This window comes from Streptantibioticus parmotrematis (genome assembly GCF_019890615.1).
GTDB lineage: Bacteria > Actinomycetota > Actinomycetes > Streptomycetales > Streptomycetaceae > Streptantibioticus_D > Streptantibioticus_D parmotrematis.
The window spans coordinates 133991-157869 of record NZ_JAINVZ010000005.1; the positions used below are offsets into that span (position 1 = coordinate 133991).

A 23879-nucleotide genomic window follows, 5' to 3' on the forward strand; every position below is an offset into this window, starting at 1 on the left:
TCGGCTCGTGAGGCCGGATCGGGTCGTGAGCGCGCGTCGGCTCGCGACCGGAACGGCGGCCGCGCTGTCCGCGTTCACCTTGGCCCTGGCGGTGCCGTCCGCCGCGCACGCCGTATCGCGCGGTACGGTGCCCGAACGCGCCGCGGACAGCGGCTGCGGAGTGCTGGCGCCCGGCGCGTCGGCCGCCGCGCAGGCCGCCGTGCGGGCCGTCTGCTCGCAGATCGGCGTCTGGTACACCTGGGGTGGCGGCCACGGCGCGACGCCCGGACCGACCTACGGCTACTACGACGGCAGCGACCCGGCGAGCAAGGACGACGGCAGCCGCTACGGGTTCGACTGCTCCGGGCTCACCCGGTACGCGTACTACCAGGCGACCGGCCGCGACATCCTGGACGGCACCGCGAGCGACCAGTACCACAGTTCGCTGGCGGCGCAGCGGTTCAGCGCCGCGCAGGGCGACGGGCCGCTGCTCCCCGGCGACCTGATGTTCTGGGGCAGCGGCTACATCCACCACGTCGCGATGTACATCGGCGCCGGGCAGATGGTCGAGGCCTACGAGTCCGGTACGCACATCCGCCGAACGGCGGTCCGCACCGGCGGCGACTACGCGGGAGCGATCCGGCTGGCCGCCACCCCGGGCAACCCCACCCCGCCCCCGGCGGGCGGCGGCAGCGTCTTCCAGACCTGGGGCACGGACGTGCGCACCCACAGCTCCCCGTCGACGACCTCCGGCGTGGTGAACACCTTCAGCGGTCCCACCCAGGTCGGTGTGGTCTGCCAGGAACACGCCCAGTCGGTCACGGCCGAGGGCTACACGAACGACGCGTGGTCCAAGCTCACCAACGGCTCGTGGATGACGAACATCTACATCAAGGGCCCGGCCTGGCTGCCCGGTGTGGCCGACTGCGGCGGCTCCCCGGCACCTGGAGGCGGCATCTCCGAGTCCACCTGGGGCACCGACGTGCGCACCCACACCGCGCCGAGCCTCGACGCCTCGGTCGCCGACCTGTTCCCGCAGCCCACCCGGATCGGCGTGGTGTGCCAGAAGCACGCGCAGTCCGTGTCGGCGGAGGGCTACACGAACGACGCGTGGTCCAAGCTCACGGACGGTTCCTGGATGACCAACATCTACATCAAGGGCGCTGCGTGGCTGGCGGGCGTTCCCACCTGCTGAGCGGCTCGGGACGGCCGGGTTCCTCCGGGGTGACCGAGGCTGTCCTCTCCGCTCTTGGCACCAACTCGCTTACGGAGAAGGAGAAGTGTCATGTCCCTCCCCTTTCGGGGGCGCCGGGCGGGCCGCCGGGCGTCCGCCGCTCTGGCCGCCTGTATGACAGCCGGTCTCGTCGTGGCGGCGGCCCCGGCGCCGTCGAGCGCCGCGGCTGCTTTGGCCCCGTCCAACGCGGTGGCCGCTTCGGGCGCGGCGGGCGCGGCCCGGCCGGTCGCCGCGGCGTACCGGTCGCCGTCCGCCGCACGCCCGGCGGACGGCCACGGCCCCGGAACGTACGAGGTGTGGGCGACCGACGTCAACGTCCGCGACCCCGTAGACGAAGCACATGAACTGGCCTGCGACTCCTCGCCTTCGACCACCAACTGCGGTGCCGTGGTCGCCACGCTGAGCAGCCCCGAGACCGTCTACGTCGCCTGCCAGCAGCCCGGCGAGACGATCGGCGGCAACCCGTACTGGCTCAGCGTCAGGGTCGGCGCCGAACTGTGGGGCTGGATGGCCGGTTACTACGTCAAGAACCACACCGACTCGATCGACGGCCTGCCGCGGTGCTCCTGATCCGGGCCGACCGGACCGCTTCCGCCCGCCGTGCGTTCGACCATGACTCATCTCTGCCGACACTCGAAGAAAGGCCAGCTCCATGACGATCCGCAAGAGCAGGAAGTCCCTCGGCGCCGCTTTCGCCGCGACCGTCCTCGCGGCCTCCCTCGGTGTGGCCGCGGCCCCCTCCGCGCAGGCCGCCGTCGCGGCCCGGCCGCAGGCGCTGAGCGGTGACTTCACGGCCACCGGAGTGCGCATTCACACCGACTCGTACAGCGGAGCCCCGGCCCTCGGCGAGGGCAACCCGGGCGACGGACTCACCTTCTGGCAGGCGACCGAGGGCGAGTACAACCCGGCGTGCGGCAACGACCAGTGGGCCCAGATCACCGACCACCGCACGCACGTGAAGGGGTGGGTCTCCGTCTGCTACATCCACGTCAACGGCTGACCCGCCTTCTCCGCGCCACCCTCGACCCGCTGGCGTGGCCGTCGCCGGATGCCGCACCCCCACGCGGCATCCGGCGACACGACTCGTCAGCGGTGAGCGGTCAGCGGTCAGCTTGCGCCGTCGGCCGTCGGCCGTCGGCCGTCAGCGGTCAGTGCCGTGCGGGTCGCGCCTTCTTGGCCGACTGGACGGTCCACACCATCAGCAGTCCGTAGACGACGAGCATGAGCGTCTGGGAGGCGTTGGCCGCAGCCCCGATCGGCAGCAGATAGATGGCCGCGATGCGCGCAGCCGCGTCGACCAGCAGGCCGACACCCCACACCAGCGAGGTGCGGTACCAGCGAGCACGCATCGTGCCGGTGTTCGCGGCGGCCTGGAACTGCTCGTAGCGAGCCCCACCCGCGGAACGGGCCACGCGTTGCGCGGCGTAGTAGGCGAGCGGGCGGCCGATGACGCAACTGCCCACCAGCACGAGGCCCGCCGCGCACGACATCGCGGAGTCCTTGGCGAGGACGAACCGGGGGTCCCCGGTAATGAAGCTCAGCGCCAGCCCGGCCCCGAAGACGGCGAGCAGGAAGACCGCGAACGGATCGAGCCTCCGCTGCCGCACCGCCACCCACACCACACGCAGGCCGGAGACGACGGTGCCCGTGAGCAGGGCGGCGTAGCTGCTCGCCCCGAGCAGTTCGGCGACGAAGTAGGCGATCACCGGGAGACCGATGTCGTAGAGGAACATGGTGATCAGGGCGCGCGGGACCGGGCCGCCGCGTTCTTCGTCCAACGGCTTTCCGGGCACGGGCCCCGAACCGGCCGAATTCCTGGGACCGAAAGAGTGCGATGGCATGGCGGGAACTCCCCATCAGTGAATGGCAGGTACGCGGCAGGTGATCCAAGTGCGGGCCCGGAAAGGTGAATTTGGCCTCCCCCAGGCGGCGGTCCGGAATGCCGGAGTGGATTCCCCGTCGCGATTCGCCTTTCACGCTAGGGCGGTAGTCGAACGCGGTCATGCGGCGGCTGCCGTAGATCCGGGTGGAGAAGCGTCTCCACCCTGACGCGGCGACGGTCGATGAGCTGAGCACCGGTCCGGACTTCCCGCGGAGCCTCCGCCTGGGCCAACTCGGCTCTCCACCCCGTCCGTAGACGCTCAACTCGGGCCGCCGACCGAGTGTCTCCGCAGGTCACAGCTGTCCTCACACGGTCGGGCTACACCCACGGGTGGAGAGCGATCTCCACCCGGAATACGTTCCTGGGTGCACGACTCCGGCGCCAATTCCCCGTAATTTCCATGGTGTCGAGACGACGCATCGAGTGGAGGCGACGGAGATGAGCGGGCCGGTGGAAATCGTACTGGTCGTGGCGGGGATCGGCTATGTGCTGGCGCGGCGACTGATGGGGGAGCCCGCGCAGGCCAAGCGCATGCTGATCCTGCCCGCGGTGCTGACCGTGATAGGGCTGTCCGACCTGAGCGGGCAGGTGAAGACGCCGCTTTCCCTGCTCTTCCTCGTGGCCACCGCGGGAGTGAGCCTCGCGCTCGGAGCGCTGCGGGGATGGAGCGTGCGCATATCCCAGCAGGACGGGCTCGCCTTCATCCGTTACACGGGGACGACGGTGGCGCTGTGGGTCCTCAATCTGGTGGTCAAGTTCGGCGCGAACCTCGTCCTCGGCGCGGTCGACTCCAAGGACGCCGGCGCGGTCGGCAACAGCCTGCTCTTCACTCTCGGGCTGGGCATACTCGCCGAGGGCGCGGTCGCGCTCTACCGGGCCCTGAGCGCCGATCACCGGGTCATGTGGACCCAGGGCCAGGACGGGGCGCCGCACCGGATGTCCCCGTTCCTCGACACCCTCCAGCACAGTCTGAACGGCCGCGCCGACGTCCCGGAAGGAGAGAGCTGGTCCGGCGAGTGGAACACTCGGTCCCGCACGCTCCGCCGCCAGCGTCGTCGATGAGGATCGGAAACCTAGCGCCATGGCCACGACGGAACAGCGGCCGGATGCCGGCCCGCGCCACTTCCACGACGAGTTGATCCGGCCGTTCCTGGTGGCCGTCGCGGTCGCCGTCACCGCCGTGCAGTGGCCGCACGGGCACATCCTGTACCCGGCGGTGGCGCTGCCGCTCTTCGTCCTCACCACGGTCGCGGCGATCGGAGCGCTGCTGCCGACGGGTTGGATGACGGAGCGTCAGCGAGTGGCCGTGATGGCCGCGTACATGCTGTTCGGTTCGTTGCTGCTGCCGCTCGCCCACCAGACCGCGATGGCCGCGATGTTCCCGTACGTCGCCGCGGCGTCGGCGGGCGGGGTGCTCGCCTCGCGAAAGGCGGCGATCGGCGTGGCGGTCGCGGGCGCCCTCGCCGCCACCGGTGCCACCCAGCTCGTTCTGAGGCTGGCACCCGACGCCCCGCAGTGGTCGTGGTGGGTGACGCTGACCGTGGCACTGCCCGTCTACATCGGGATGTCCAACAGGGACCGCCGGGACGCCCTGCGCAACGCCCAACTCGCCGCGGAGGAGGCGAGGCGCGCCACCGCCTCCGAGGCGCGGGAGGCGGCACTGATCGAACGGGGTCGTATCGCCCGGGAGATCCACGACGTGCTCGGCCACTCGCTGTCCGGTATCGCGCTGCAACTGGACATGGCCGACGCACTGCGCGACAGCGGGCGCGGACAGGACGCCGTCGCGGCCGTCCGCAGGGCCAGGGCGCTGGCCGTCGACAGCATCAACGAGACCCGTCGCGCGGTGCACGCCCTGCGGGAGGACACCCTGCCGCTGCCCGACACCCTGCGTCTGCTCGCCGAGCACGGCGCCGTCGAGTTCACCGTGACCGGTGACCCCGTCGCCGTCGCCGCCGACCAGGCGCACACGATGGTCCGCACGGCGCAGGAGGCGCTCACCAACGCGGCCAAGTACGCCCCGGGCGCACGGCGGGAGATGCGTCTGGCCTTCACCGCCGATCACGTTACGCTGACCGTGCGCAACGGCCCGCCGCCCGAGGAACCGCGCGCCGACCTGGCAGGCGGCACCGGGGTGGGGCTTGTCGGCCTGCGTGAGCGCGCCGCCCTGCTGGGCGGCACCCTCCGGGCGGAGCCGACCCGGGAGGGTGGCTGGACCGTGGAACTGGAGCTGCCCCGATGACCGAGGACCGCACGATCACGCTCGCCGTCGCCGACGACCAAGCCACTGTCCGCGAGGCGCTCGCGGTCATGCTCGGACTGGCCGACGACGTCACCGTGGTGGCCACCGCGAGCGATGGCGCCGAAGCGGTGGAGGCCGTGGAACGTCACCGTCCCGACGTGATCCTGATGGACCTCAACATGCCGGTCATGGGCGGGGTGGAGGCGACCGAACGCATTCACCGCGCGGCCCCCGGCACCACCGTCCTCGTGCTGACCACCTTCGACGACGACGAGTCGATCCTGGCCGCGCTGCGCGCGGGCGCCAGCGGCTACCTGACCAAGGACGCCGACCGGGGCACGATCCTCCAGGCGGTGCGCACCGCCGCCGAAGGGCAGACCGTGCTGGCCCCCGAGGTCCAGCGGCGGCTCCTCGCCCTGGCGACCCGGCCCGCCCCGGCGGCGCCCCGCGAGGAGGAGCGCGTCGCCCTGACCGCGAGGGAACGCGAGATCCTCGGCCTGATCGGTGAGGGGCTGCGCAATCCGGAGATCGCGCGGAGGCTGGTGATCAGCGAGGCGACGGTGAAGACCCACATCAACAACCTGTTCGCCAAGGCCGACCTGCACTCCCGCGCCGACGCGGTCCGGTACGCCCTGCGCCGCCAGGGTTCCTGAGCGCCGTCCTCACCGGGCCACGTCGGCCGGGCACGCCACCGCGACCCGCCGCGGCTGATTGCCGCCACCCGGCCGGCGTCTGAGACGGTGGAGCGATGCACGAGATCGATCAGGCCGCTGCCCGCGAAGCCGAGCACGGCGCCGACCCCGAGCCCGCGCGTGTCCTCGTGGTGGACGACGACCCGGACGTGCGCGCGGCGGTGGAGGACGGGCTGACCATCGAGGGGTACGAGGTCCGGGGCGCCGCCGACGGGCACGCCGCGCTCGCCGAACTGGCCGCGTGGCCGCCGGACGCCATCGTTTTGGACGTGCTCATGCCGGTCCTGGACGGGCTGGCGGTCTGCCGGCGTCTGCGCGCGCTGGGCGACCGGACGCCGGTGCTGGTGCTCACCGCGCTCGACTCGGTGCGGGAGCGGGTGGACGGCCTGGACGCCGGAGCGGACGACTACCTGGTCAAGCCCTTCGCGCTGGACGAACTGCTGGCCCGGGTGCGGGCGCTGCTGCGCAGGTCGTCGGACCGGCCGGACGGGGCCCGGGAGGAACTGGTCTTCGCGGACCTGCGGATGGACCCCCTGACCCGCACCGGCGACCGGGGCGGGCGTGCGCTGGAGTTCACCCGTACCGAGGCCGCCCTGCTGGAGTTGCTGATGCGGCACCCGGGGCGGGTGCTGACCCGTGAGGTGATGGTGGACCGGGTGTGGGGCGGTGACGTCGGGGCGTCGTCCAACTCCCTCGCGGTGTACGTCGGTTACCTGCGCAGGAAGCTGGAGGCCGAGGGCGAACCGCGATTGCTGCACACCGTGCACGGCGTCGGCTACCGTCTGGACCTGCCCCGATGATTCGTACGCGCGGAGCGGGAGCGGACCGGGCCGGGCGCGCCCGGTTCCGCATGCCCCTGCGCACCCGGCTGGCGTGGATCACGTCGGCGACCGTGGCCCTCGTGCTGGTCGGCGCGTGCGCGGCCGCGTTCCTCGTCGTGCGCTACGAACTCACCCGGCAGCTCGACCTGCAACTCACCCGTCAGGCGCACCAGATCATCCGGCAGGGCGGTGACCTGGCTCCGCAGGTGGTGGAGGGCGAGTGCGACTGGCTCGCGGCTCCGGCCTGCGCCCAGGTGGTGCCGGCCGATCCGTCGCGCGACCCGTCGAAGCCGTATCTGCTGCCGGTGACCGGCGAGACCCGCGCCGTGGCGGCGGGCCGTTCACCGGCGGGCTGGACGAACATCACGTTGAGCGGCAGACCCGCCCGCATGCTCACCACCCCCGCCGGACACCGCACCGCCCTCCAGGTCGCCGTGCGGTCCGACGGCGTGCGGGACGCGACACGGCAGGCCGGGGAGCTGATGGTGGCGATCGGCGGCGTGGGCGTGGTGCTCGCGGGCGTGCTCGGATACGGCGCCGCGCGCGCCGGACTGTCGCCGGTGGCGGCCCTGACCGCCGTCGTGGAGCGCATCGCCGCCACCCGGGACGCCCGCCATCGCGTCGAACTGCCGCCGGGGAACGCGGGACGGCGGGACGAGGTGACCCGGCTGGGTGCCGCCTTCACCACCATGCTGGCCGAGTTGGACGCGTCGGTCACGGCCCAGCGCCGCCTGGTCGCCGACGCCTCGCACGAACTGCGCACCCCTCTGACCGCGTTGCGCACCAACGCCGAACTGCTCGCCAGGGCCGACCGCCTCACCTCGGCCCAACGGGACCGCGCGTCGGCCGCGTTGGACCGGCAGGTGCGTGAGGTGGGTCAACTGGTCTCCGACCTGGTCGAGTTGGCCCGGGACGAGGAGCCTCGGCCGTTGGTGGAACGAGTCGTCCCGGCCGCGTTGGCAGGCGAGTGCGTGGCCGTCGCACGCGATCACTGGCCCGGTGTCGAATTCCGGCTCGCCGTCGCCGCCGACGCGGCGGACACGACCGTGCTCGGTGTACCGGCGCGCCTGGTCAGGCTGCTGGGCAATCTGCTCGACAACGCGGCCAAGTTCAGCCCGCCCGGTGGTCGTGTGGAGGTGGCGGTGCGGGTGCCGTCGGAGGCGCCCGACAGCCTCGACGTGGTGGTGCGCGACCACGGGCCGGGGATCGCGCCCGCCGACCTGCCGTACGTCTTCGACCGCTTCTACCGGGCGAGCGCCGCGCGCGCCCTGCCGGGTTCGGGCCTGGGCCTGGCGATGGCCCGCCAGATCGCCCGTGCGCACGGCGCGGACCTCACCGCCGAGACGCCCCCGACCGGCGGCGGGACGCCGGCCGGGGGCCCGGCCGAGGCGGCGGGTGCGGGCGCGTTGTTCCGGCTGCGGTTGCCCACGACCGGCTCCCCGTTCGCGGCCCAGGGGGACGCGGACGACTCCGGCTTCCCGGAAGGGACCGCGTAAGGTGCGGGCGGCGCGAAGCGGTCCGGCGGACCTCTCACATCTCTCTTAGAACGCGTCGGCAGGCTCGTCCGGCATGACATCCATGAACACGACGCGTTCCCATCGCGCGGTCCGTTCGCGCCGTCGGCGCGCGGCGGCGGCACTGGTCGGTGTGGGCGCGGTGACGCTGTCCGGAGTGCTGTGGTCCACCGCTTCCGGCTCACCCGTGTCCTCGGTACGGGTGCACGGCGGCACCGTGGACGTACCGGTGAACGGCGGCACGGCGCAGGTGCGGGTGGACTCGCTGGCCGTCAGCGCGCGGACCTCCGGCACGGCAGGACTGACGCTCTCCGCCCCCGCGGCGGGATCGCTCGGCACGCCAGGGCCGGTGTCGGTGCGCGACGGCTCGGCGCACTGGACGTACCCCGCCAGCGGCCTGAGCGTCACCGCCGGCGCCGAGCAGGGCAGGCTGAAGGTCGACGTGCGCGGCACCAAGGACGGCTCCACGCTGTCCTGGCCGGTCACCGGCACCGACACGGCCGCCTCGCAGGTGCAGATGCCGATCGGTGACGGCCTCGGTGTGCCGGTCGCCGACCACTGGTGGAACACGGCGTCCGACGGGCTGGCGGGCCACACCTACGACATGACCGCGGACCTGAGCATGCCGCTGTGGGGGTACACCCTCGGCCATCGCGGCGTCAGCTACCTGGTGCCCCAACCGGCGGGAACGAAGCTGGGGTTCACCTCGGTGGGCAAGCGGCTGCGGGCGACGGGCGTGCACACCTTCTCCACGCGTGCCGACACCACCGACTACACCGTCACCTTCGCCCTCACCTCCCCGTCACCCGTGGCTCCCGCGCAGGACTACCGCTCCTGGCTGGCCTCGCACGGCGGCCTGGTCACCCTCAAGCAGAAGATCGCGGCCAATCCGAACGTCGCGCGGCTGCTCGGCGCGTTCCACGCCTACACCTGGGGCACCGCGCGCACCGCGCAGGGCGTCCAGCAGATGCGGTCGCTCGGGTTCACCCGCATGTGGCTGGGGTACGACGCGGACGGCGACCCGATGACCGCCGACGCGGTGGCCGCGGCGAAGAAGGCGGGCTACCTGGTCGGGCCCTACGACTCCTGGGCCAACGGGCAGGACCCGAAGACGGCGGACGCGAGCACGTCCGCGTGGCCCTCGCCGGTCTACCCCGACTACTGCGTGCACCAGGCCGACGGTTCGGTGCTCGCCGGATTCCACGACCGGGGCTGCTATCTCAGTTCCCAGGCGTTCGCCCAGAGCGAGTCCAAGGACCACTTCCTCGCGCAGCGCACGCGGCAGATGACGGCCAACGGCGCCGACAGCTACTTCCTCGACGTGGACGCGGCCGGTGAGCTGTACGACGACTACAGCCCCGCGCATCCCATGAACCAGCGGCAGGACGAGGCGAACCGGCTGGCCCGGATGGGCACTCTGTCCGGCAAGGACAAGCTCGTCCTGGGCTCGGAGAGCGCGGGCAGCTGGGCGAGCCCGGTCATCGACTTCAGCCACGGTTCCGAGACGCCGGTCGCGGACGGCCTGTGGCCGCTGGAGAAGGACAAGGCCACTTTCGGCGGGTACGCGCCGCAGGGGGCGCCGGCGGTCTACTTCAAGCCCGTCACCCTCTCCGCGGACCTGACCAAGGCCATGTTCGACCCGGCCTACCGGATTCCGCTCTACGAGACCGCGTTGCACGACTCCCAGGTCAACCTGGACCGCTGGGAGCTGTCGTACACCAAGTTCCCGGCACTGGAGAAGACCCGCGCGCTGCTCGCGGTGCTCTACGACACGCCGCTCAACCTGGTGCTCGACGGGCCGACGCTCACCTCGCAGGGCAAGCAACTCGCCGCGCTCCAGCGGTACTTCGCGCCTCTGCACGAGGCCGCGGCCACGGAGCCGATGACCGCCTTCCGGCGCGTCACCTCCGACGGCTCGGTGCAGCAGTCCGTCTTCGGCAACGGAACGCTCCGCGTCACCGCCAACTTCGGCAGCAAGCCCTACGGTTCCCTCCCCGCAGGCTGCGTCGACGCCACCCTGCGCACCGACCACCACACCCGCAGGCTCTGCCCCGGAACGCTCTGACGCCCCCACCGGCCAACTCGATCGGCGACCCGCCTCTTCTACGGGGCGGGCCGCCGAAGCGCGCCGAGGACGCCGCCGTCGCTTCGCAACGGCATCTGTAAAGCAGGCTTGACATGTCGAGGGGGTGACAAGCATGCTTTACATGTGAGAAACAGGGTCAGAGAACTGCGTTCGGCGCGCGGACTGTCGCAGGGGCAGCTGGGAGTCGCCCTCGGAGTCTCCCGGCAGACGGTCAACGCCATAGAGACCGAGCGGTACACGCCCTCACTGCCGCTCGCTTTCGCCCTGGGCAGGTTCTTCGAGGTCAGGATTGAGGAGATGTTCCATGTCGATGACGACTCGCGGGATGGCTGACAAGGCGGTGGCCCCGCGCGCGATACCACTGTTCTTCCTGGGCGTCGGTGTCGTCTGCCTGGTGGCCGCCACGGTCGGCGGCCGTCCCGTGCTGGGGCTGGTGATGCTCGGAGCCATGGCGGTCTGCGGTCTGGCCCTGGCCCTGCTGGGTCGCCGTAGCGAAACCTACCGAGGAGTGACCGGGGAGACCGACGAACGCTTCGCCCTGATGGGCCGCTCCGCGTGGGCGACGACAGGGGTCGTGCTGACCGTGGCGAACCTCGGCGGCCTCACCGGTGAGCTCGTCGCCGGGCGGAGCGGCTCGCCCTTCTCCTGGCTGATGGGACTCGCGGCCGTCAGCTACGTCTCCTGCGTGGGGGTGCTGCGTCAGCGGATGTGAGACAGGGATCGGCTTCCGGGGGGGGCGAGCTTGGGTCGTGGTCGAGGGTGCTGCTGCGCCCTCCCCCCTGGCACGACCTTTTCGTGGGGAATGTTGTCGTGGCTATGGCGTTGCGTCATGGGGCTGTAACAGGCGCTGACGTGGGGGAGCGGGGTGTGTCACTGTCTGGGTGCGGCTCCGGTGATCTTGAGCGTGCCGGGGTGACGCCGTTCCACCGCCTCTCCGGAAGCGGAAGTCTCGACAGTGGGAGAAGTGCATCATGCGTTCCAGGACCGCCCGTTGGAGCCTGTCGGCCGCCGTGCTCGTCGTCGCGGGGATGACGCTGAGCGCGTGCGGGCCCGACTCCTCGGACGCCGGCTCCTCCGCTTCGTCCTCCAGCGCGTCCACCGGCAGCCAGTCCACCGGCGGTGGCCAGGCCGCCACCACCGGTGGGAGCGGTTCGGGCGGGTCGTCGTCGGGTACGGGGGGTTCGACGGGAAGCGGGGCGAGTGCGGGGGGCGGCTCGGGGACGGGCGGGGGCTCGGCGGCGGGGGCCGCCTGTCGGACCTCGAACCTCTCCTTCAGCAGCTCCGGCGGCATGGCCGAGGGCGAGGTGCTGGTCAACCTCAAGAACGTCGGCTCCACCACCTGCTCCCTGCACGGCTTCCCCGGCGTCGACCTCAAGGGCCACGACGGCACGGACAGCGTGACCCGCAGCACCATGAAGGCGCCCACGATCACGCTGGCGCCCGGCCGGACGACCGACTTCACCCTGCACTACCCGCCGAACAACACCGGCGGCTCCGGGGTGACCTTCACCACCGCCGTCGTGACCCCGCCCAACGAGACGCACTCGCACACCATGCCTCTCGGCATCAACGTCCCCGTGACCGACGGTTCCGGCCCCGGCATCACCGTGGACCCGGTGGGCGCGGGCAAGTAGCCCGCCCCCGCGGCGGCCCGCAGGATTACGCAAGCAGCTTGCAGCGCATGCGTTATTCTTGCGGGCATGACGCGACGACTTGCCGAGGTGGCGCGGAAGGTCGGGGTCAGCGAGGCGACCGTCAGCCGGGTCCTCAACGGCAAGCCCGGTGTCTCCGACTCCACCCGCGCCGCCGTGCTCACCGCCCTGGACGTGCTGGGGTACGAGCGCCCCAGCCAACTGCGCGGTGAGCGCGCCCGGTTGGTCGGCCTGGTGCTGCCCGAGCTACAGAACCCGATCTTCCCCGCTTTCGCCGAAGTGGTCGGCGGCGCCCTCGCGTTGCGCGGGCTGACACCGGTCCTGTGCACGCAGACCACCGGTGGCGTCTCCGAGGCGGACTACGTCTCGCTCCTGCTCCAGCAGCACGTCTCCGGTGTGGTCTTCGCCGGCGGCTTCTACGCCCAGGCCGACGCCCCGCACGACCACTACCGGCTGCTGGCCGAACGCAACCTCCCCGTGGTGCTGATCAACGCGGCCATAGAGCACCTGGGATTCCCGCAGGTCTCCTGCGACGACGCGGTCGCCGTCGAGCAGGCGTGGCGTCACCTCGTCTCGCTCGGCCACGAACGCATCGGCCTGGTGCTCGGCCCGCTCGACCACGTCCCGTCGAGCCGCAAGCTGGCCGCCGCCCACGAGGTGGCGAAGGCGTCCGGGCTCGAACTGCCGGACGAGCGGGTGGAGCACGCGATGTTCTCCCAGGCGGGCGGGCAGGCCGCCGCGGGACGGCTGCTGGAGCGCGGGGTGACCGGCGTCATCTGCGCGAGCGACGTGCTGGCCCTCGGTGTGGTGCGCGGTGTACGCAGGCGCGGCCTGCGGGTGCCGCAGGACGTCTCGGTGGTCGGTTACGACGACTCCGCCTTCATGAACTGCGCCGATCCGCCGCTCACCACGGTGCGCCAGCCGATCGAGGCGATGGGCCGGGCGGCCGTGCAACTGCTGACCGCCCGGATCGACGGCAAGCACGTCCCCGCCGACGAACTGCTCTTCGAACCGGAGCTGGTGGTCCGGGGCTCCACCGCTCCGGTGCGCTGAACGCATGCGCCTGTGGCGTCGAGGGCTGCGCGAACAAGTCCTCGACGCCACGACGTTGACGTCGCGTCAGCCCCGTCAGGTGGATGACGTGCCGTCAATTCCCCTACGGCTCACTGCGCGTACGCCTCGAACTCCGACAGCTGGCCCGCGGGCCACCCGGTGTTCCCGGTGAACGTCAGCCGCAGGTAGCGGGTGCTGGTGCCCGCCGGCAGGGTCACCGTCGCGGTGTTCCCGCTCGCCGGGTCGAACGTGTACCCCTTCGAGCCCACCAGCGTGGAGTAGGCGGAGCCGTCGGTGCTGCCGAGCACGGAGAGGGTCTGTGTCCGCGTGCCCCACGCGTTGCTGGGCGGAAGCTTGAGCACCAGCCGCCCCACCGCCTGCGTCGAGCCCAGGTCCACGGTGAAGGACTGCGGGAAGGCGTTGTCGGTGCTCTCCCAGTAGGTGTTGGCGTCGCCGTCCACCGCGTTCGACGCCACGTAGACGTCCTGGTGGCCGGTGTCGGAGACGGGACGGTGCAGGGCGAGGTTGCCGGTGCCGGGCGTGCCACCGCCGCCGGGGTTGCCGCCGTTCGGGGTGGGCCAGGTCGAGCAGTCGTTCCAGACGCTGCTCCAGCCGGAGTTGCCGCCGCCGTCGGTCACGGCGAACGTGCCGCTGCCCGACGGGTACGGGCAGTTGTAGACGCCTGCCGCGCCGACGCCGGTCGCGGTGACGTTCGAGAAGGTCGCCGAACCTTGCGTCTCGTTCTGCACGACCACCGTGCCGGTGTTCGTCACCGACGCGCCGTTCACCGTGACGTTGGTGATCGGGTAGCCGTGGCCGCCGCCGGAGACGAACTCGAAGGCGCTGTACGGGCTGTCCTTGATCACGGTGTCGGTGATGTTGACGGGGTTGGAGATCGCGTAGTCGTAGGAGTCGACGCGCAGCGCGCCCATCGGGTGGTTCCAGTTGGGATTCATCGCGCCGCCGCGTTCGATGGTGTTGTCGGCGACGGTGATGGTGCCCGACAGCGGGTTGAACGGTTGCAGGAACGCCTGGTTGGAGATGGCGATGCCGCTGCCGAGCGCGTTGGTGTCGGCCACGTAGTTGCCCTGGACGGTGAGGTCCTTGCCGCCGTACAGGGCGATGCCGTTGGCCAGGTTGGGCTGGACGACGGTGTTGTCGACGAACGAGTCGTCGGTGTCAGGCGCGTACAGCGACCACATCGCCAGGCCGTCGTCGCCCGTGTTGCGGATGTAGTTGTCCTTGATCACCGCACCGGTCGCGGTGCCGTTGATGTTGATGCCGTCGGCCGTGGTGTCCAGGATGCGGTTGCCGGTGACCTGGAGGTCGGTGTTGGTGCCCTCCAGCCACAGGCCGACCTTCTCGTGCTGGATCCACAGGCCGGAGACGACCGAGCCCGAACCGAGGCTGCCGTTGACGAAGTTGTCCGGCGAGCTGTCGTTCCGGGTGGTCACCTCGCCGATGGCGGCGAAGTTCTCCAGCTTCACGTCGCCCTGCGCGCCGGACATGTCGATCAGGTGGGTGCCGTGCAGTTCGGAGTACCAGTCGCCCGCGCCGATCAGGGTGATGCCGTCGACCGGCAAGGGGGAGGTGATGGTGAAGACGCCCTGGGGGATCCACACCTCCTTGCCCTGCGAACGCGCCGCCGAGATGGCCTGGTCGAAGGCGTTGGTGGAGTCGCCCTGGCCGCTGGGGTCGGCGCCGTAGTCGGTCACCGACAGGGCGTTCGACGGCTGCGCGGCGGGCGCGGCCACCTGCTCGAAGTCGGCGAGGTCGATGGTGAACGGGCCGCCGGTGCTGTCGGAGTCGACCTGCAACCTCACCTTCGCACCGGCTTGGAGGTTCTGCCCGAGCAGCATCCGCGCGTCGTCGAAGAAATGGTGGGTCTTGGAGCCGCCGATGTTGGGCGTGCTGATGTAGGAGTACTTCGAGGTGACCGGCAACGTCTTGGAGATGCGCGTGCCGTTGACGTACACGGCGAGCGAACCGCTGCTGCCCTGCGGCAGGTTGTACGAGACGTCGACCGCGTTCGCCGGTGCGGTGAGGGTGAACTCCACGTACTGGCCCTGGCCGCTGAGCTGCACCGCCTTGCGGCCGGACGCCTCCGAGGCGACGGTGCCCTGCGTGTAGTCCGGGCCGATGACCGTGCCGTTGGTGGCCGCGTTCTCCGCCTCGTACTCGGTGAACGGGACGCTCGCGCCCTGGCCGCCGGTGACCGCCGCGGGGCGGGCTGCGGCAGGCTTCGCGTGGTGTCCGGATCCGGCGGCGTGGGCGGGGGAGGCGAGCGCGACCGCCGTCGCGCAGACGGCCGCCGCCGCGACCAGCCGGGCGATGACCGGTCGGCGTGGGGGGTGATGGGTCTTCCTGCGGTGTGTGTCCATGCCCTGTGCTGCACCTTCTTCACGTCTCGGCGGGGGCGTCGTGCGGGGCGCCCGCGCGTCGGCCGCACGGCGTGCGGTGGGGGAGGAGCGTGCACACCATAGGAGCGCCCTTCGCAAGCAAGCAAGATGCTGTACGCAAATTGCGCGGTGGATCAACGCAACTTCTTGCGTAAGCCTTTTGGTTTCTGTACGTTCAACGCCACTCAGTGGAAGGGGCGACCCATGACAAGACCTCGTACGACGAGACGGCGCAGCCGTGCGCTGGTGGCCGCGGTGGTGGTCGCCGGTCTCGGACTGACCGGCGTCGCGTGCTCCGGCGGATCCGGTGGTTCGAGCGGGGCGGGCGCCGCACCGGCCGACGCGTCGTCGCCGCTCGACCCGAAGGCCAAGGTCACGATCACCATCGACTGCATGCCACCGGCCACCAAGAAGCCGGAGCTGAAGGAGTGGAACGAGGACGTCGCCGCGTTCCACAAGCTCTACCCGAACGTCACCGTGGAAGGTAAGTCCACGACCGGGCAGTGCGAGGACCCCGCCACGTTCGCCGCCCAGCTCAAGGGCGGCACCGAACCGGACGTCTTCTACAGCTACTTCACCGACCTCCCGCAGGTGCTCGACGCCGGACAGGCCGCCGACATCACCCCGTACGTCACCCAGCGCACGGTGCCCACCCTCGGCGACATCGCCCCCGACGTGCTCGACGTGGAGAAGGACAGCGGCAGGCTCTACGGGCTGCCCGCCAGCGACTACACCATGGGCATCCTGATCAACCGCAAGCTGTTCAAGGAAGCCGGCCTCGACCCGGACCGGCCCCCCGCCACCTGGGGCCAGGTGCGCGCCGACGCCAAGGCCATCGCCGCCCTCGGCCACGGCATCGCCGGATACGGCGACTACAGCGCGGGCAACAACGGCGGATGGCACTTCACGGCCGAGATGGACGGCCTCGGCGCAAGCGTCGTCAACGCGGCAGGCACCAAGGCGACCTTCGACGACGCCCAGGGCCAGCAGATCCTCGACACACTGCACGCCATGCGCTGGGACGACGACAGCATGGGCCAGACGCAACTGCTCAAGTGGGGCGACCTGCAAAAGCAGATGGTGGCGGGCAAACTCGGCATGTTCGTCGCGGCACCCGACGACATCACGTACATGGTGGAGACCCTCGGCGGCCACTACGAGGACTACGGCATGGGCCCGATGCCCGGTGGCAAGGGCACACTGCTCGGCGGCGACGCCTACCTGTTCAAGAAGTCCGACACCCCGGACCAGATCAAGGCGGGCATCGCCTGGCTGGACTTCAAGTTCCTCAAGGAGGGACAGGGCCAGTTCGACTACGCCCGCACCAAGGCCGACGGACTGCCCGTCGGACTGCCCCAGCCGGAGTTCTACACCGGTGCCACCAAGGCCACCGACGACCGGCTCAAGGCCGCCAGCGCCACCATGCCCGTCGCCAACTTCGCCGCCTTCACCGCACACCCGCTGCCCGGCCACGCGGAACCGCCCAACGCCCAGGAGATCTACAAGGTGCTGGACAACGCCATGTCGGGCGTGCTGACCGACCGTTCGGCGAACGTGGACAAGCTGCTGTCCACCGCCGCGTCCCAGGTCGACGAGGTCCTGGCCAACAGCCAGTAGGGGAACGGAGGATCACCATGCCGGCACTCGTCGTCCCCGGCGGCCAGGACAGCCGCACCGGGACCCGGACCACCGGGCCACCACCGCGCCCTGACGGCCCGTCACGCAAGGCGGCTCTCGAGCGGTCGGTGCGCCGTAACCTGACCGCGCACGGCTTCCTCGTCGGCGCCGTGCTGTGCTTCGGGTTCTTCTCCTGGTACCCGATGGTCCGCGAGGTGATCCTCGCCTTCCAGCGCACCCACCGCGGGCGCACCACCTGGGCCGGTTGGCACAACCTCCAGCAGATCGTGCACGATCCCGCGTTCTGGCAGGCGTGGCGCAACACGGTCGAGTACACGGGCCTCGCGCTGCTGCTCGGCTTCGTCGTGCCGTTCCTCGTCGCCGTGCTGCTCAACGAGTTCCGGCACGGCCGGAGTTACCTGCGAGTGCTGGTCTACCTGCCGGTGATGCTGCCGCCGGTCGCCTCCGTGCTGCTGTTCAAGTACTTCTACGACCCGGGCTACGGCCTGTTCGACCACATCCTGCGCACCCTGCACCTGCCCACCTCGCAGTGGCTCCAGTCGACCGGCACCGCGCTGCTGTCCGTGGTCATCGCCTCCACGTGGATGAACATGGGCAGCGCCACCCTGATCTACCTGGCCGCGCTCCAGGGCATCCCCGGCGAGCTGTACGAGGCGGCCGAGCTGGACGGCGCCGGACTGCTGCGCCGGATCTGGCACGTCACCGTCCCGCAGACCCGGCTGATCCTGTCGCTGATGCTGCTCATGCAGATCATCGCCACGATGCAGGTGTTCACCGAACCCTTCCTGCTCACCGGCGGCGCCGGACCGCAGGGCTCCACCACCACCGTCGTCTACCTCATGTACCAGTACGCCTTCAACTTCGACAACTACGGGGCCGCCGCGGCCCTCGGCCTCGTGCTGCTCGTCGTGCTCGCCCTCTTCTCCGCGGTGTACGTACGACTCAGCCGCGACGGCCGGGACCAGGACTAGGACACCATGGCCACGACCTCCGACAGCCGGACCCGCACCCTGATCTCCCCGGTCCAGCTCGCCCGCCCGCGCGGCAAGGCGCTGTACTGGACCCTCTTCGTCCTGGTGACCGCCGTCTTCACGCTGGTCTTCCTCGGCCCCCTCTACTGGATGGTCACCGGCGGCCTGAAGACCACCCACGAGATCATCCAGGACCCGCCCACCCTCTACCCGCACCAGCCGCACCCCGCCACCTACGCCAAGGCGTGGAGCGACCTCGACCTGGCCCGACTGCTGGTCAACACCCTCTGGTACGCGTTCGGCGCGCTCGCCTTCCAGCTCGTGCTGGACGTCGCCGCCGCCTACTCGCTCTCGAAACTGCGCCCGGTGCTGGGCAACGTGGTGCTCGGGCTGATGCTGGCGACGCTGATGATCCCGGCCACCGTGCTCGTCGTACCGCAGTACCTGACCGTGCTCGACCTGCCGCTGCTCCACCTCAACCTGCTCGACACACCCTGGGCGATCTGGCTGCCCTCGGTCACCAACGCCTTCACCATCTTCCTGCTCAAGCGGTTCTTCGACTCCATCCCCACCGAACTGCTGGACGCCGCCGCGATCGACGGCGCCTCGCCGCTGCGTACCCTGCGCTCGGTCGTGCTGCCGATCTCCCGCCCGGTACTCGGCGTCGTGTCCATCTTCGCCGTGGTCAACGTGTGGAAGGACTTCTTGTGGCCGATGCTCACCGAGCCCGACCCGGCCCGCCGCACTCTCAACGTCGGCATCTACGCGCTGTCGACCGGCGTCACCGAGAACGAGCTGATCGCGGCCCTCGCCATCGCCTCGCTGCCGACTCTGGTGGTCTTCCTGCTCTTCCAGCGCAACATCATGTCCGGCCTCACCGCCGGCGGCCTGAAGGGCTGACGCCCCACGGCCCGGCCTGCCGCACACGAAAGGACTCCCCGTGGCAGACATCCCCGCGACCGCCGACGCCTGGTGGCGCGGCGCGGTCATCTACCAGGTGTACCCGCGCAGTTTCGCCGACGCGGACGGCGACGGCACCGGGGACCTCGCCGGCGTCCGCTCCCGCCTGGGATACCTGCGCGAACTGGGCGTCGACGCGCTGTGGTTCAACCCCTGGTACCCCTCGCCGATGGCCGACGGCGGCTATGACGTGGCCGACTACCGCGATGTCGACCCGATGTTCGGCACTCTTGCCGACGCCGAGAAGCTGATCGCGGAGGCGCTGGACCTCGGCATGCGCACCATCGTCGACATCGTCCCCAACCACGTCTCCGCCGACCACCCCTGGTTCTGCGAGGCGCTCGCCGCCGGGCCCGGCAGCCGCGCCCGCGAGCTGTTCTGGTTCCGTCCGGGACGCGGCGACCAGGGTGAACTGCCGCCCACCAACTGGCCCTCGCAGTTCGGCGGCCCCGCCTGGACCCGGACCACGGAACCGGACGGCAGCCCCGGCGAGTGGTACCTCAACCTCTTCGACTCCCGCCAGCCCGACCTCAACTGGGGCCATCCGGCGGTGCGACGCGAGCACGAGGAGGTGCTGCGCTTCTGGTTCGACCGGGGCGCGGCGGGCGTACGGGTCGACTCGGCCGCCCTGCTGACCAAGGACCCGGCGCTGCCCGACCTGCCGGAACGGGGTGAGCCCGACGCGCACCCTTACGTCGACCGGGACGACCTGCACGAGATCTACCGCTCCTGGCGGGCCGTCGCCGACGGCTACCCCGGGGAACGGATCCTGGTCGGCGAGGTGTGGACGCCCGACCCCGAGCGGTTCGCCCGCTACCTGCGGCCCGACGAGATGCACACCGCGTTCAACTTCGGCTTCCTGTGCTGCCCCTGGGAACCGGAACGGCTCAGGGCCTGCGTGGACACCACCCTCGCGGCGCACCGCCCGGTCGGCGCCCCGGCCACCTGGGTGCTGTGCAACCACGACGTCACACGGACGGCCACCCGCTACGGCCGCACGGAGACCGGTTTCGACTTCGCCACCAAGGCCCACGGCATCCCCACCGACCTGGAACTCGGCACCCGCAGGGCCCGCGCCGCCGCACTGCTGACGCTCGCCCTGCCCGGATCGGTCTACCTCTACCAGGGCGAGGAACTCGGACTGCCCGAGGCGGAGGACATCCCGGCCGACCGCCGCCAGGACCCGATGTACCTGCGCACCAACGGCGCCAACCCCGGCCGGGACGGCTGCCGCGTACCGATGCCCTGGTCCGGCACGCGTCCCCCTTACGGCTTCGGGCCCGAAGGCGGCGCGGAACCGTGGCTGCCGCAGCCCGGCGACTGGGCCGGGCGGACCGCCGAGGCGCAGAGCGGCGACCCGGACTCCATGCTGGAGCTGTACCGCGCCGCCCTGCGACTGCGTCGCCGCGAACCCGCCCTGGGTGACGGCCCGTTGACCTGGCTGGACGCGGAGCCCGGGGTGCTGGCGTTCCACCGGGACGCGTCGTTCGCCTGCGTGGTCAACCTCGCCCCGCTCCCCGTGCGGCTCCCGGCGTACCGCGAACGGCTGCTGGCGAGTGGCCCGTTGGACGGTGAGCGGCTGCCGCCGGACACCGCGGTGTGGCTGCGTACGTGACGCCGCGCTAGGGGTGCGTACATGACGCCGCGCTACGGGTGCGTACGTGATGCCGCGGTGCGGCGGGGACGTGCGTGGCCCCCGGCCGGGGTTCCCCCGTCGCCCCGGCCGGGGAGACTCGACCCCGGCCGTGCGCGGCCCGGGCGGGCGCCCGAGCGGACCGGGCGGTGCGAGCGCGCGGGAGGCCGTCGGGCCGACGGTCCGCGGCGGTGTGTGCCGCCCGGCCGTACCACCGTGACGCTACCGGCGCTCGTCCGGCCCGCCCTTGGCAAAATGCGAACGCCCTCGATCCGGCCGGTGAGGGTGCAGGCCGAGCAGCTGGGTGGGGGTGCAGCCGGCGAGGATGCGGAAGTCCTTCGCCAGATGGGCCTGGTCGGTGTACCCGCAGGTGTGGGCCACCTCCCGCCACGTCGGCGCGCCGGGGCCCATGAGCAGGTGCGTCGCCCGCTGGAAGCGCCACACCCGCGCGACGGTCTTGGGCGTGAGGCCGACCTGCTCGCCGAACCGCTTCTCCAGGTACCTGCGGCTGCACCCCAGCTCCTCAGCGAGACGCCCGATCCGCACCTGGCCCTGGCAACGCCCCAGCTCTTCCCAGGCCCGTAACAACAGGCCGTCGGGCTCCCGGCCCCGGGACACGCGTGCGGTCAGGACGCGGTCGAGCACCGCGAAGCGGTGGTGCCAGGTGGGCGCGCTCACCAGCTCGTCGACGAGCCGGTCCGCGGGGCGCCGGCCCAGCAGGTCGACCAACGCCACGTGATCGTTGGCCACTTCGCGCATCGCGACGCCGAACAGGGCGTAGGCGCCGGGCGGGGTGAACGCCACCAGCAGCACGCCGCCGCGCCGCGCGGTGTACTCGATGAGGTAGAAGCGCTCGTGCAGCCCGGTGAGTCCCGCCCCCGGCAGCTCGCGGGTGCCGTCCGCCCCCGTGACGCTCCCGCGCCGGGAATCCGAGAGGGAGATGGTCAGCATCACCGCGCACTCCGGCGGGACGCGCTGCACCGAGGGCAGGCCCGCCGCGTCGCCCACGGTGGCGATGCCGGTGTACTGGAAGACGTAGGGGAGCAGCGCGGGATGCGGTCTGCCGAAGGCCAGTGACGGGTTCGCGGTGACGCTCGTGAACGTCGCACGCTTGCGCGGATCGGCCAGACTCGGCCACCAGTGTTCCCGCTCGGCGCTCGGGTCGGCGGCGCCGGGGATCGCGAGATGCCGTCGGGGTGGGTCTTCGAGGTACACGGGCACTCGACCTCCGCTGTGCATGGGCGACGCTGTCGATGGTGGCGGAGCGCGATGAATACCGGATATACGGCTTCCGCTTCCCGGCGACGCCCTTGAGCTGAGGCCGGAGGACAGGGCCCGCGGTCCTATCGGGCAGGGGGCTTTGCCCGTTCGGACGTGCGACCCGGTTCCGCGCGGCATCGACGTCCGGTCAACGATCGATGAACCCCTCCGGATGCGTGACGGGCCTTCTGGCGCGGGCGCCTTCGGTCATGCGTCGAATCGAGGGAATGAACTGATGTGGCGTCAAATCGAGGAATGCATAGGCGAATCAGGTGAGTTGAGGGCGACAGGGGCGGTTTCCCGGTTCTCCTGTGCATCAACTATGACGAATGCGCCTGCAGTTGGCGTAAGGACCCTCTCGCCATCGGTCATACTACCGATTCCGCTTCTCCTGGCCGTGCCGTCGCGGTCACCTGTGCGAGTGGGGCAACATGCCTGCCCTGCCCGGCAGTTGCCGCTGGTCGGTGCCTCGCGGCCGTCCGGCACGGAGGTGTCGCAGGCCGTGACGCGCCGGAAGGGGACCTCGTTCCGCGGGCAGCCGCCGGATAGGGTCAGTGGTGGATACATTTGCCAGGGTCGACCGTGTGTACGACACCCCTCACAGGAGAGTCAGATGACCTGGTGCCGGAGACCGGTGCAATGCCGGTCCGGTTCGCGTTCCCTGCCGTTTCCCGCGATTCCCGTCCCGCCCGTCCGCCGCGTCGTCGACGGCGCAGTGCCGTGGCGCGAAGCGCCGGAAGGGGTGGCCGCGGGATGACGGACGGGAGCACTTCGACGGAGTTCGAGGCCACTGGCCTCGCGGCCGCCGCGGCGAGCCGTCTCGACGCGACCAGGATCGCCGTGTACCGGTGGGTCGCCCTGCACGGCAGCCTGGCCCCCGCCCAGGTGGCCCGGGACGAGGGGATGTCGGAGCAGGAGGTGCGCGACGCGGCCGAGGCCCTCGTGGAACTCGGACTGGTGCAGCGGGACCCGGAGGAGGACGGCCGGATGTGGGCCGTGGACCCGCATCTCGTCGCGGCCGTGATCACGGGCCCCCTGGAGAACTCCATCCGCGACCAGCAGACCCGGCTGCGCACCGTGCGGGACCAGTTCGCCCGGCTCGCGGAGTTCTACGACGAGGGCGTGCGCGCGGCCCCGGCCGACCTGTACCTGATCCCCGGCCTGATGGAGGTCCGCGCCGCCCTGAACCGGGCCGCCGACGAGTGCCGCGAGGAGATGCTCACGGTCCAGCCCGGCGGCACCCGCAGCGCGGAAGTGCTGCACGAGGCGCTCGCCCGCGACAGCAGGCTGCTGGGACGGGGCATCGCGATCCGCACGCTCTACCACCACACCGCCCGCTTCAACAGCCCCAGTCAGGCGTACGTGGCCTCGGCGAGCGCCATGGGAGCGCAGTACCGCACGGCACACCAGCTGTTCGGCCGTGTCATCATCTTCGACCGGGAGCTGGCGTTCCTCCCCGACCACCGAGGCACCTGGGGTGCCGTGGTGATACGGCAGCCCTCCATCGTCCATTTCCTCTGCGATCTCTTCGAACAGACGTGGGCGCAGGCCCGGCCCTTCTCGGACGCGGCGACGGACGGCCTGGAGACCGTGGCGAAGGAACTCGACCGCACCATCGTCGGCTTACTGGCGGCCGGTCTCAAGGACGAGACCATAGCGCGCCGCATCGGGGTGTCACCGCGTACGGTACGCAAACACATCGCCGACATCATGCAGGTGCTCAACGCGGAGAGCCGCTTCCAGGCGGGCGTGCTGGCGGCGGCCCGGGGACTGCTGCCGGGCGATCCTTCGGCCGGGGCGGACGGATCGGGTGGCGGCGGGGCCGTCGGGGAAGTCGCGGACTCCACCGTGTGATCCGGCGCG

At 71.2% G+C, this 23879-nt stretch carries 21 protein-coding genes; 18 read left to right on the forward strand and 3 right to left on the reverse strand.

Annotation, left to right across the window (positions count from 1 at the left end; genetic code table 11):
- The first annotated feature begins 25 nt into the window (after positions 1-25).
- The 3 genes from K7472_RS10160 to K7472_RS10170 all read left to right on the forward strand — a co-directional run bounded on the left by K7472_RS10160 (position 26) and on the right by K7472_RS10170 (position 2213).
- Positions 26-1174, forward strand: coding sequence for a C40 family peptidase (locus tag K7472_RS10160; protein WP_443729193.1), 1149 nt, complete (start codon positions 26-28; stop codon positions 1172-1174).
- A 90-nt stretch (positions 1175-1264) separates the two neighbouring features.
- A complete protein-coding gene (locus K7472_RS10165) occupies positions 1265-1783 on the forward strand; it encodes a hypothetical protein (protein WP_222976377.1) in 519 nt (172 codons plus the stop codon).
- A gap of 82 nt (positions 1784-1865) precedes the next feature.
- Positions 1866-2213 carry a hypothetical protein gene (locus K7472_RS10170; protein ID WP_222976379.1) on the forward strand — a complete coding sequence of 116 codons (348 nt, stop codon included), beginning with the start codon at positions 1866-1868 and terminating at the stop codon, positions 2211-2213.
- A 148-nt stretch (positions 2214-2361) separates the two neighbouring features.
- On the opposite strand, the gene K7472_RS10175 is transcribed toward K7472_RS10170, so the two are convergent.
- Positions 2362-2991 carry a VC0807 family protein gene (locus K7472_RS10175; RefSeq protein WP_222976380.1) on the reverse strand — a complete coding sequence of 210 codons (630 nt, stop codon included), beginning with the start codon at positions 2989-2991 and terminating at the stop codon, positions 2362-2364.
- Between the two features lie 554 nt (positions 2992-3545).
- Here K7472_RS10175 and K7472_RS10180 point away from each other — a divergent pair.
- The 10 genes from K7472_RS10180 to K7472_RS10225 all read left to right on the forward strand — a co-directional run bounded on the left by K7472_RS10180 (position 3546) and on the right by K7472_RS10225 (position 13155).
- Positions 3546-4157, forward strand: a complete 612-nt coding sequence (locus tag K7472_RS10180) for a hypothetical protein (RefSeq protein ID WP_222976382.1) — start codon at positions 3546-3548, stop codon at positions 4155-4157.
- 19 nt (positions 4158-4176) lie between these two features.
- The gene (locus K7472_RS10185) at positions 4177-5337 is read left to right on the forward strand and encodes a sensor histidine kinase (protein ID WP_222976384.1); all 1161 of its coding nucleotides are present in this window, start codon (positions 4177-4179) and stop codon (positions 5335-5337) included.
- Positions 5334-5990 (forward strand): response regulator, encoded by a 657-nt coding sequence (locus K7472_RS10190; RefSeq protein ID WP_222976386.1) that lies wholly within the window; start codon positions 5334-5336, stop codon positions 5988-5990. Before K7472_RS10185 ends, K7472_RS10190 begins: the two co-directional genes overlap by 4 nt.
- Positions 5991-6085: 95 nt before the next feature.
- A complete protein-coding gene (locus tag K7472_RS10195) occupies positions 6086-6829 on the forward strand; it encodes a response regulator transcription factor (protein WP_222976388.1) in 744 nt (247 codons plus the stop codon).
- Complete coding sequence (locus tag K7472_RS10200; RefSeq protein ID WP_222976390.1) at positions 6826-8346, forward strand: sensor histidine kinase; 1521 nt, start codon at positions 6826-6828, stop codon at positions 8344-8346. Before K7472_RS10195 ends, K7472_RS10200 begins: the two co-directional genes overlap by 4 nt.
- Positions 8347-8419: 73 nt before the next feature.
- Positions 8420-10429: a glycoside hydrolase gene (locus K7472_RS10205; protein ID WP_372457950.1), complete on the forward strand. Its 2010-nt coding sequence runs from the start codon at positions 8420-8422 to the stop codon at positions 10427-10429.
- A gap of 144 nt (positions 10430-10573) precedes the next feature.
- A complete protein-coding gene (locus K7472_RS10210; RefSeq protein WP_222976392.1) occupies positions 10574-10783 on the forward strand; it encodes a helix-turn-helix transcriptional regulator in 210 nt (69 codons plus the stop codon).
- Entirely contained in the window at positions 10755-11162 is a 408-nt protein-coding gene (locus K7472_RS10215; protein WP_252395377.1) for a hypothetical protein, read from the forward strand. The genes K7472_RS10210 and K7472_RS10215 overlap by 29 nt, the downstream gene beginning before the upstream one ends.
- Before the next feature lie 259 nt (positions 11163-11421).
- A complete protein-coding gene (locus K7472_RS10220; RefSeq protein WP_222976394.1) occupies positions 11422-12084 on the forward strand; it encodes a DUF4232 domain-containing protein in 663 nt (220 codons plus the stop codon).
- Positions 12085-12150: 66 nt separating this feature from the next.
- Positions 12151-13155 (forward strand): LacI family DNA-binding transcriptional regulator, encoded by a 1005-nt coding sequence (locus tag K7472_RS10225; protein ID WP_222976396.1) that lies wholly within the window; start codon positions 12151-12153, stop codon positions 13153-13155.
- 110 nt (positions 13156-13265) lie between these two features.
- Here K7472_RS10225 and K7472_RS10230 read toward each other — a convergent pair whose 3' ends face one another.
- Complete coding sequence (locus tag K7472_RS10230; RefSeq protein WP_222976398.1) at positions 13266-15536, reverse strand: discoidin domain-containing protein; 2271 nt, start codon at positions 15534-15536, stop codon at positions 13266-13268.
- Between the two features lie 222 nt (positions 15537-15758).
- Here K7472_RS10230 and K7472_RS10235 point away from each other — a divergent pair, with 222 nt between their 5' ends.
- The 4 genes from K7472_RS10235 to K7472_RS10250 are packed head-to-tail and all read left to right on the forward strand — an operon-like array spanning position 15759 to position 20738.
- Entirely contained in the window at positions 15759-17171 is a 1413-nt protein-coding gene (locus K7472_RS10235) for an extracellular solute-binding protein (protein WP_222976400.1), read from the forward strand.
- 17 nt (positions 17172-17188) lie between these two features.
- A complete protein-coding gene (locus K7472_RS10240; protein WP_222976402.1) occupies positions 17189-18163 on the forward strand; it encodes a carbohydrate ABC transporter permease in 975 nt (324 codons plus the stop codon).
- Between the two features lie 6 nt (positions 18164-18169).
- Complete coding sequence (locus tag K7472_RS10245) at positions 18170-19063, forward strand: carbohydrate ABC transporter permease (RefSeq protein ID WP_222976404.1); 894 nt, start codon at positions 18170-18172, stop codon at positions 19061-19063.
- Positions 19064-19103: 40 nt separating this feature from the next.
- The gene (locus K7472_RS10250; RefSeq protein WP_222976405.1) at positions 19104-20738 is read left to right on the forward strand and encodes a glycoside hydrolase family 13 protein; all 1635 of its coding nucleotides are present in this window, start codon (positions 19104-19106) and stop codon (positions 20736-20738) included.
- Between the two features lie 240 nt (positions 20739-20978).
- Here the strand turns inward: K7472_RS10250 and K7472_RS33380 are convergent, their stop codons facing one another.
- A complete protein-coding gene (locus tag K7472_RS33380; RefSeq protein WP_222976407.1) occupies positions 20979-21971 on the reverse strand; it encodes a helix-turn-helix domain-containing protein in 993 nt (330 codons plus the stop codon).
- A gap of 798 nt (positions 21972-22769) precedes the next feature.
- Here K7472_RS33380 and K7472_RS10260 point away from each other — a divergent pair.
- Positions 22770-23870: a helix-turn-helix transcriptional regulator gene (locus K7472_RS10260; protein ID WP_222976409.1), complete on the forward strand. Its 1101-nt coding sequence runs from the start codon at positions 22770-22772 to the stop codon at positions 23868-23870.
- The last annotated feature ends 9 nt before the right edge of the window (positions 23871-23879 follow it).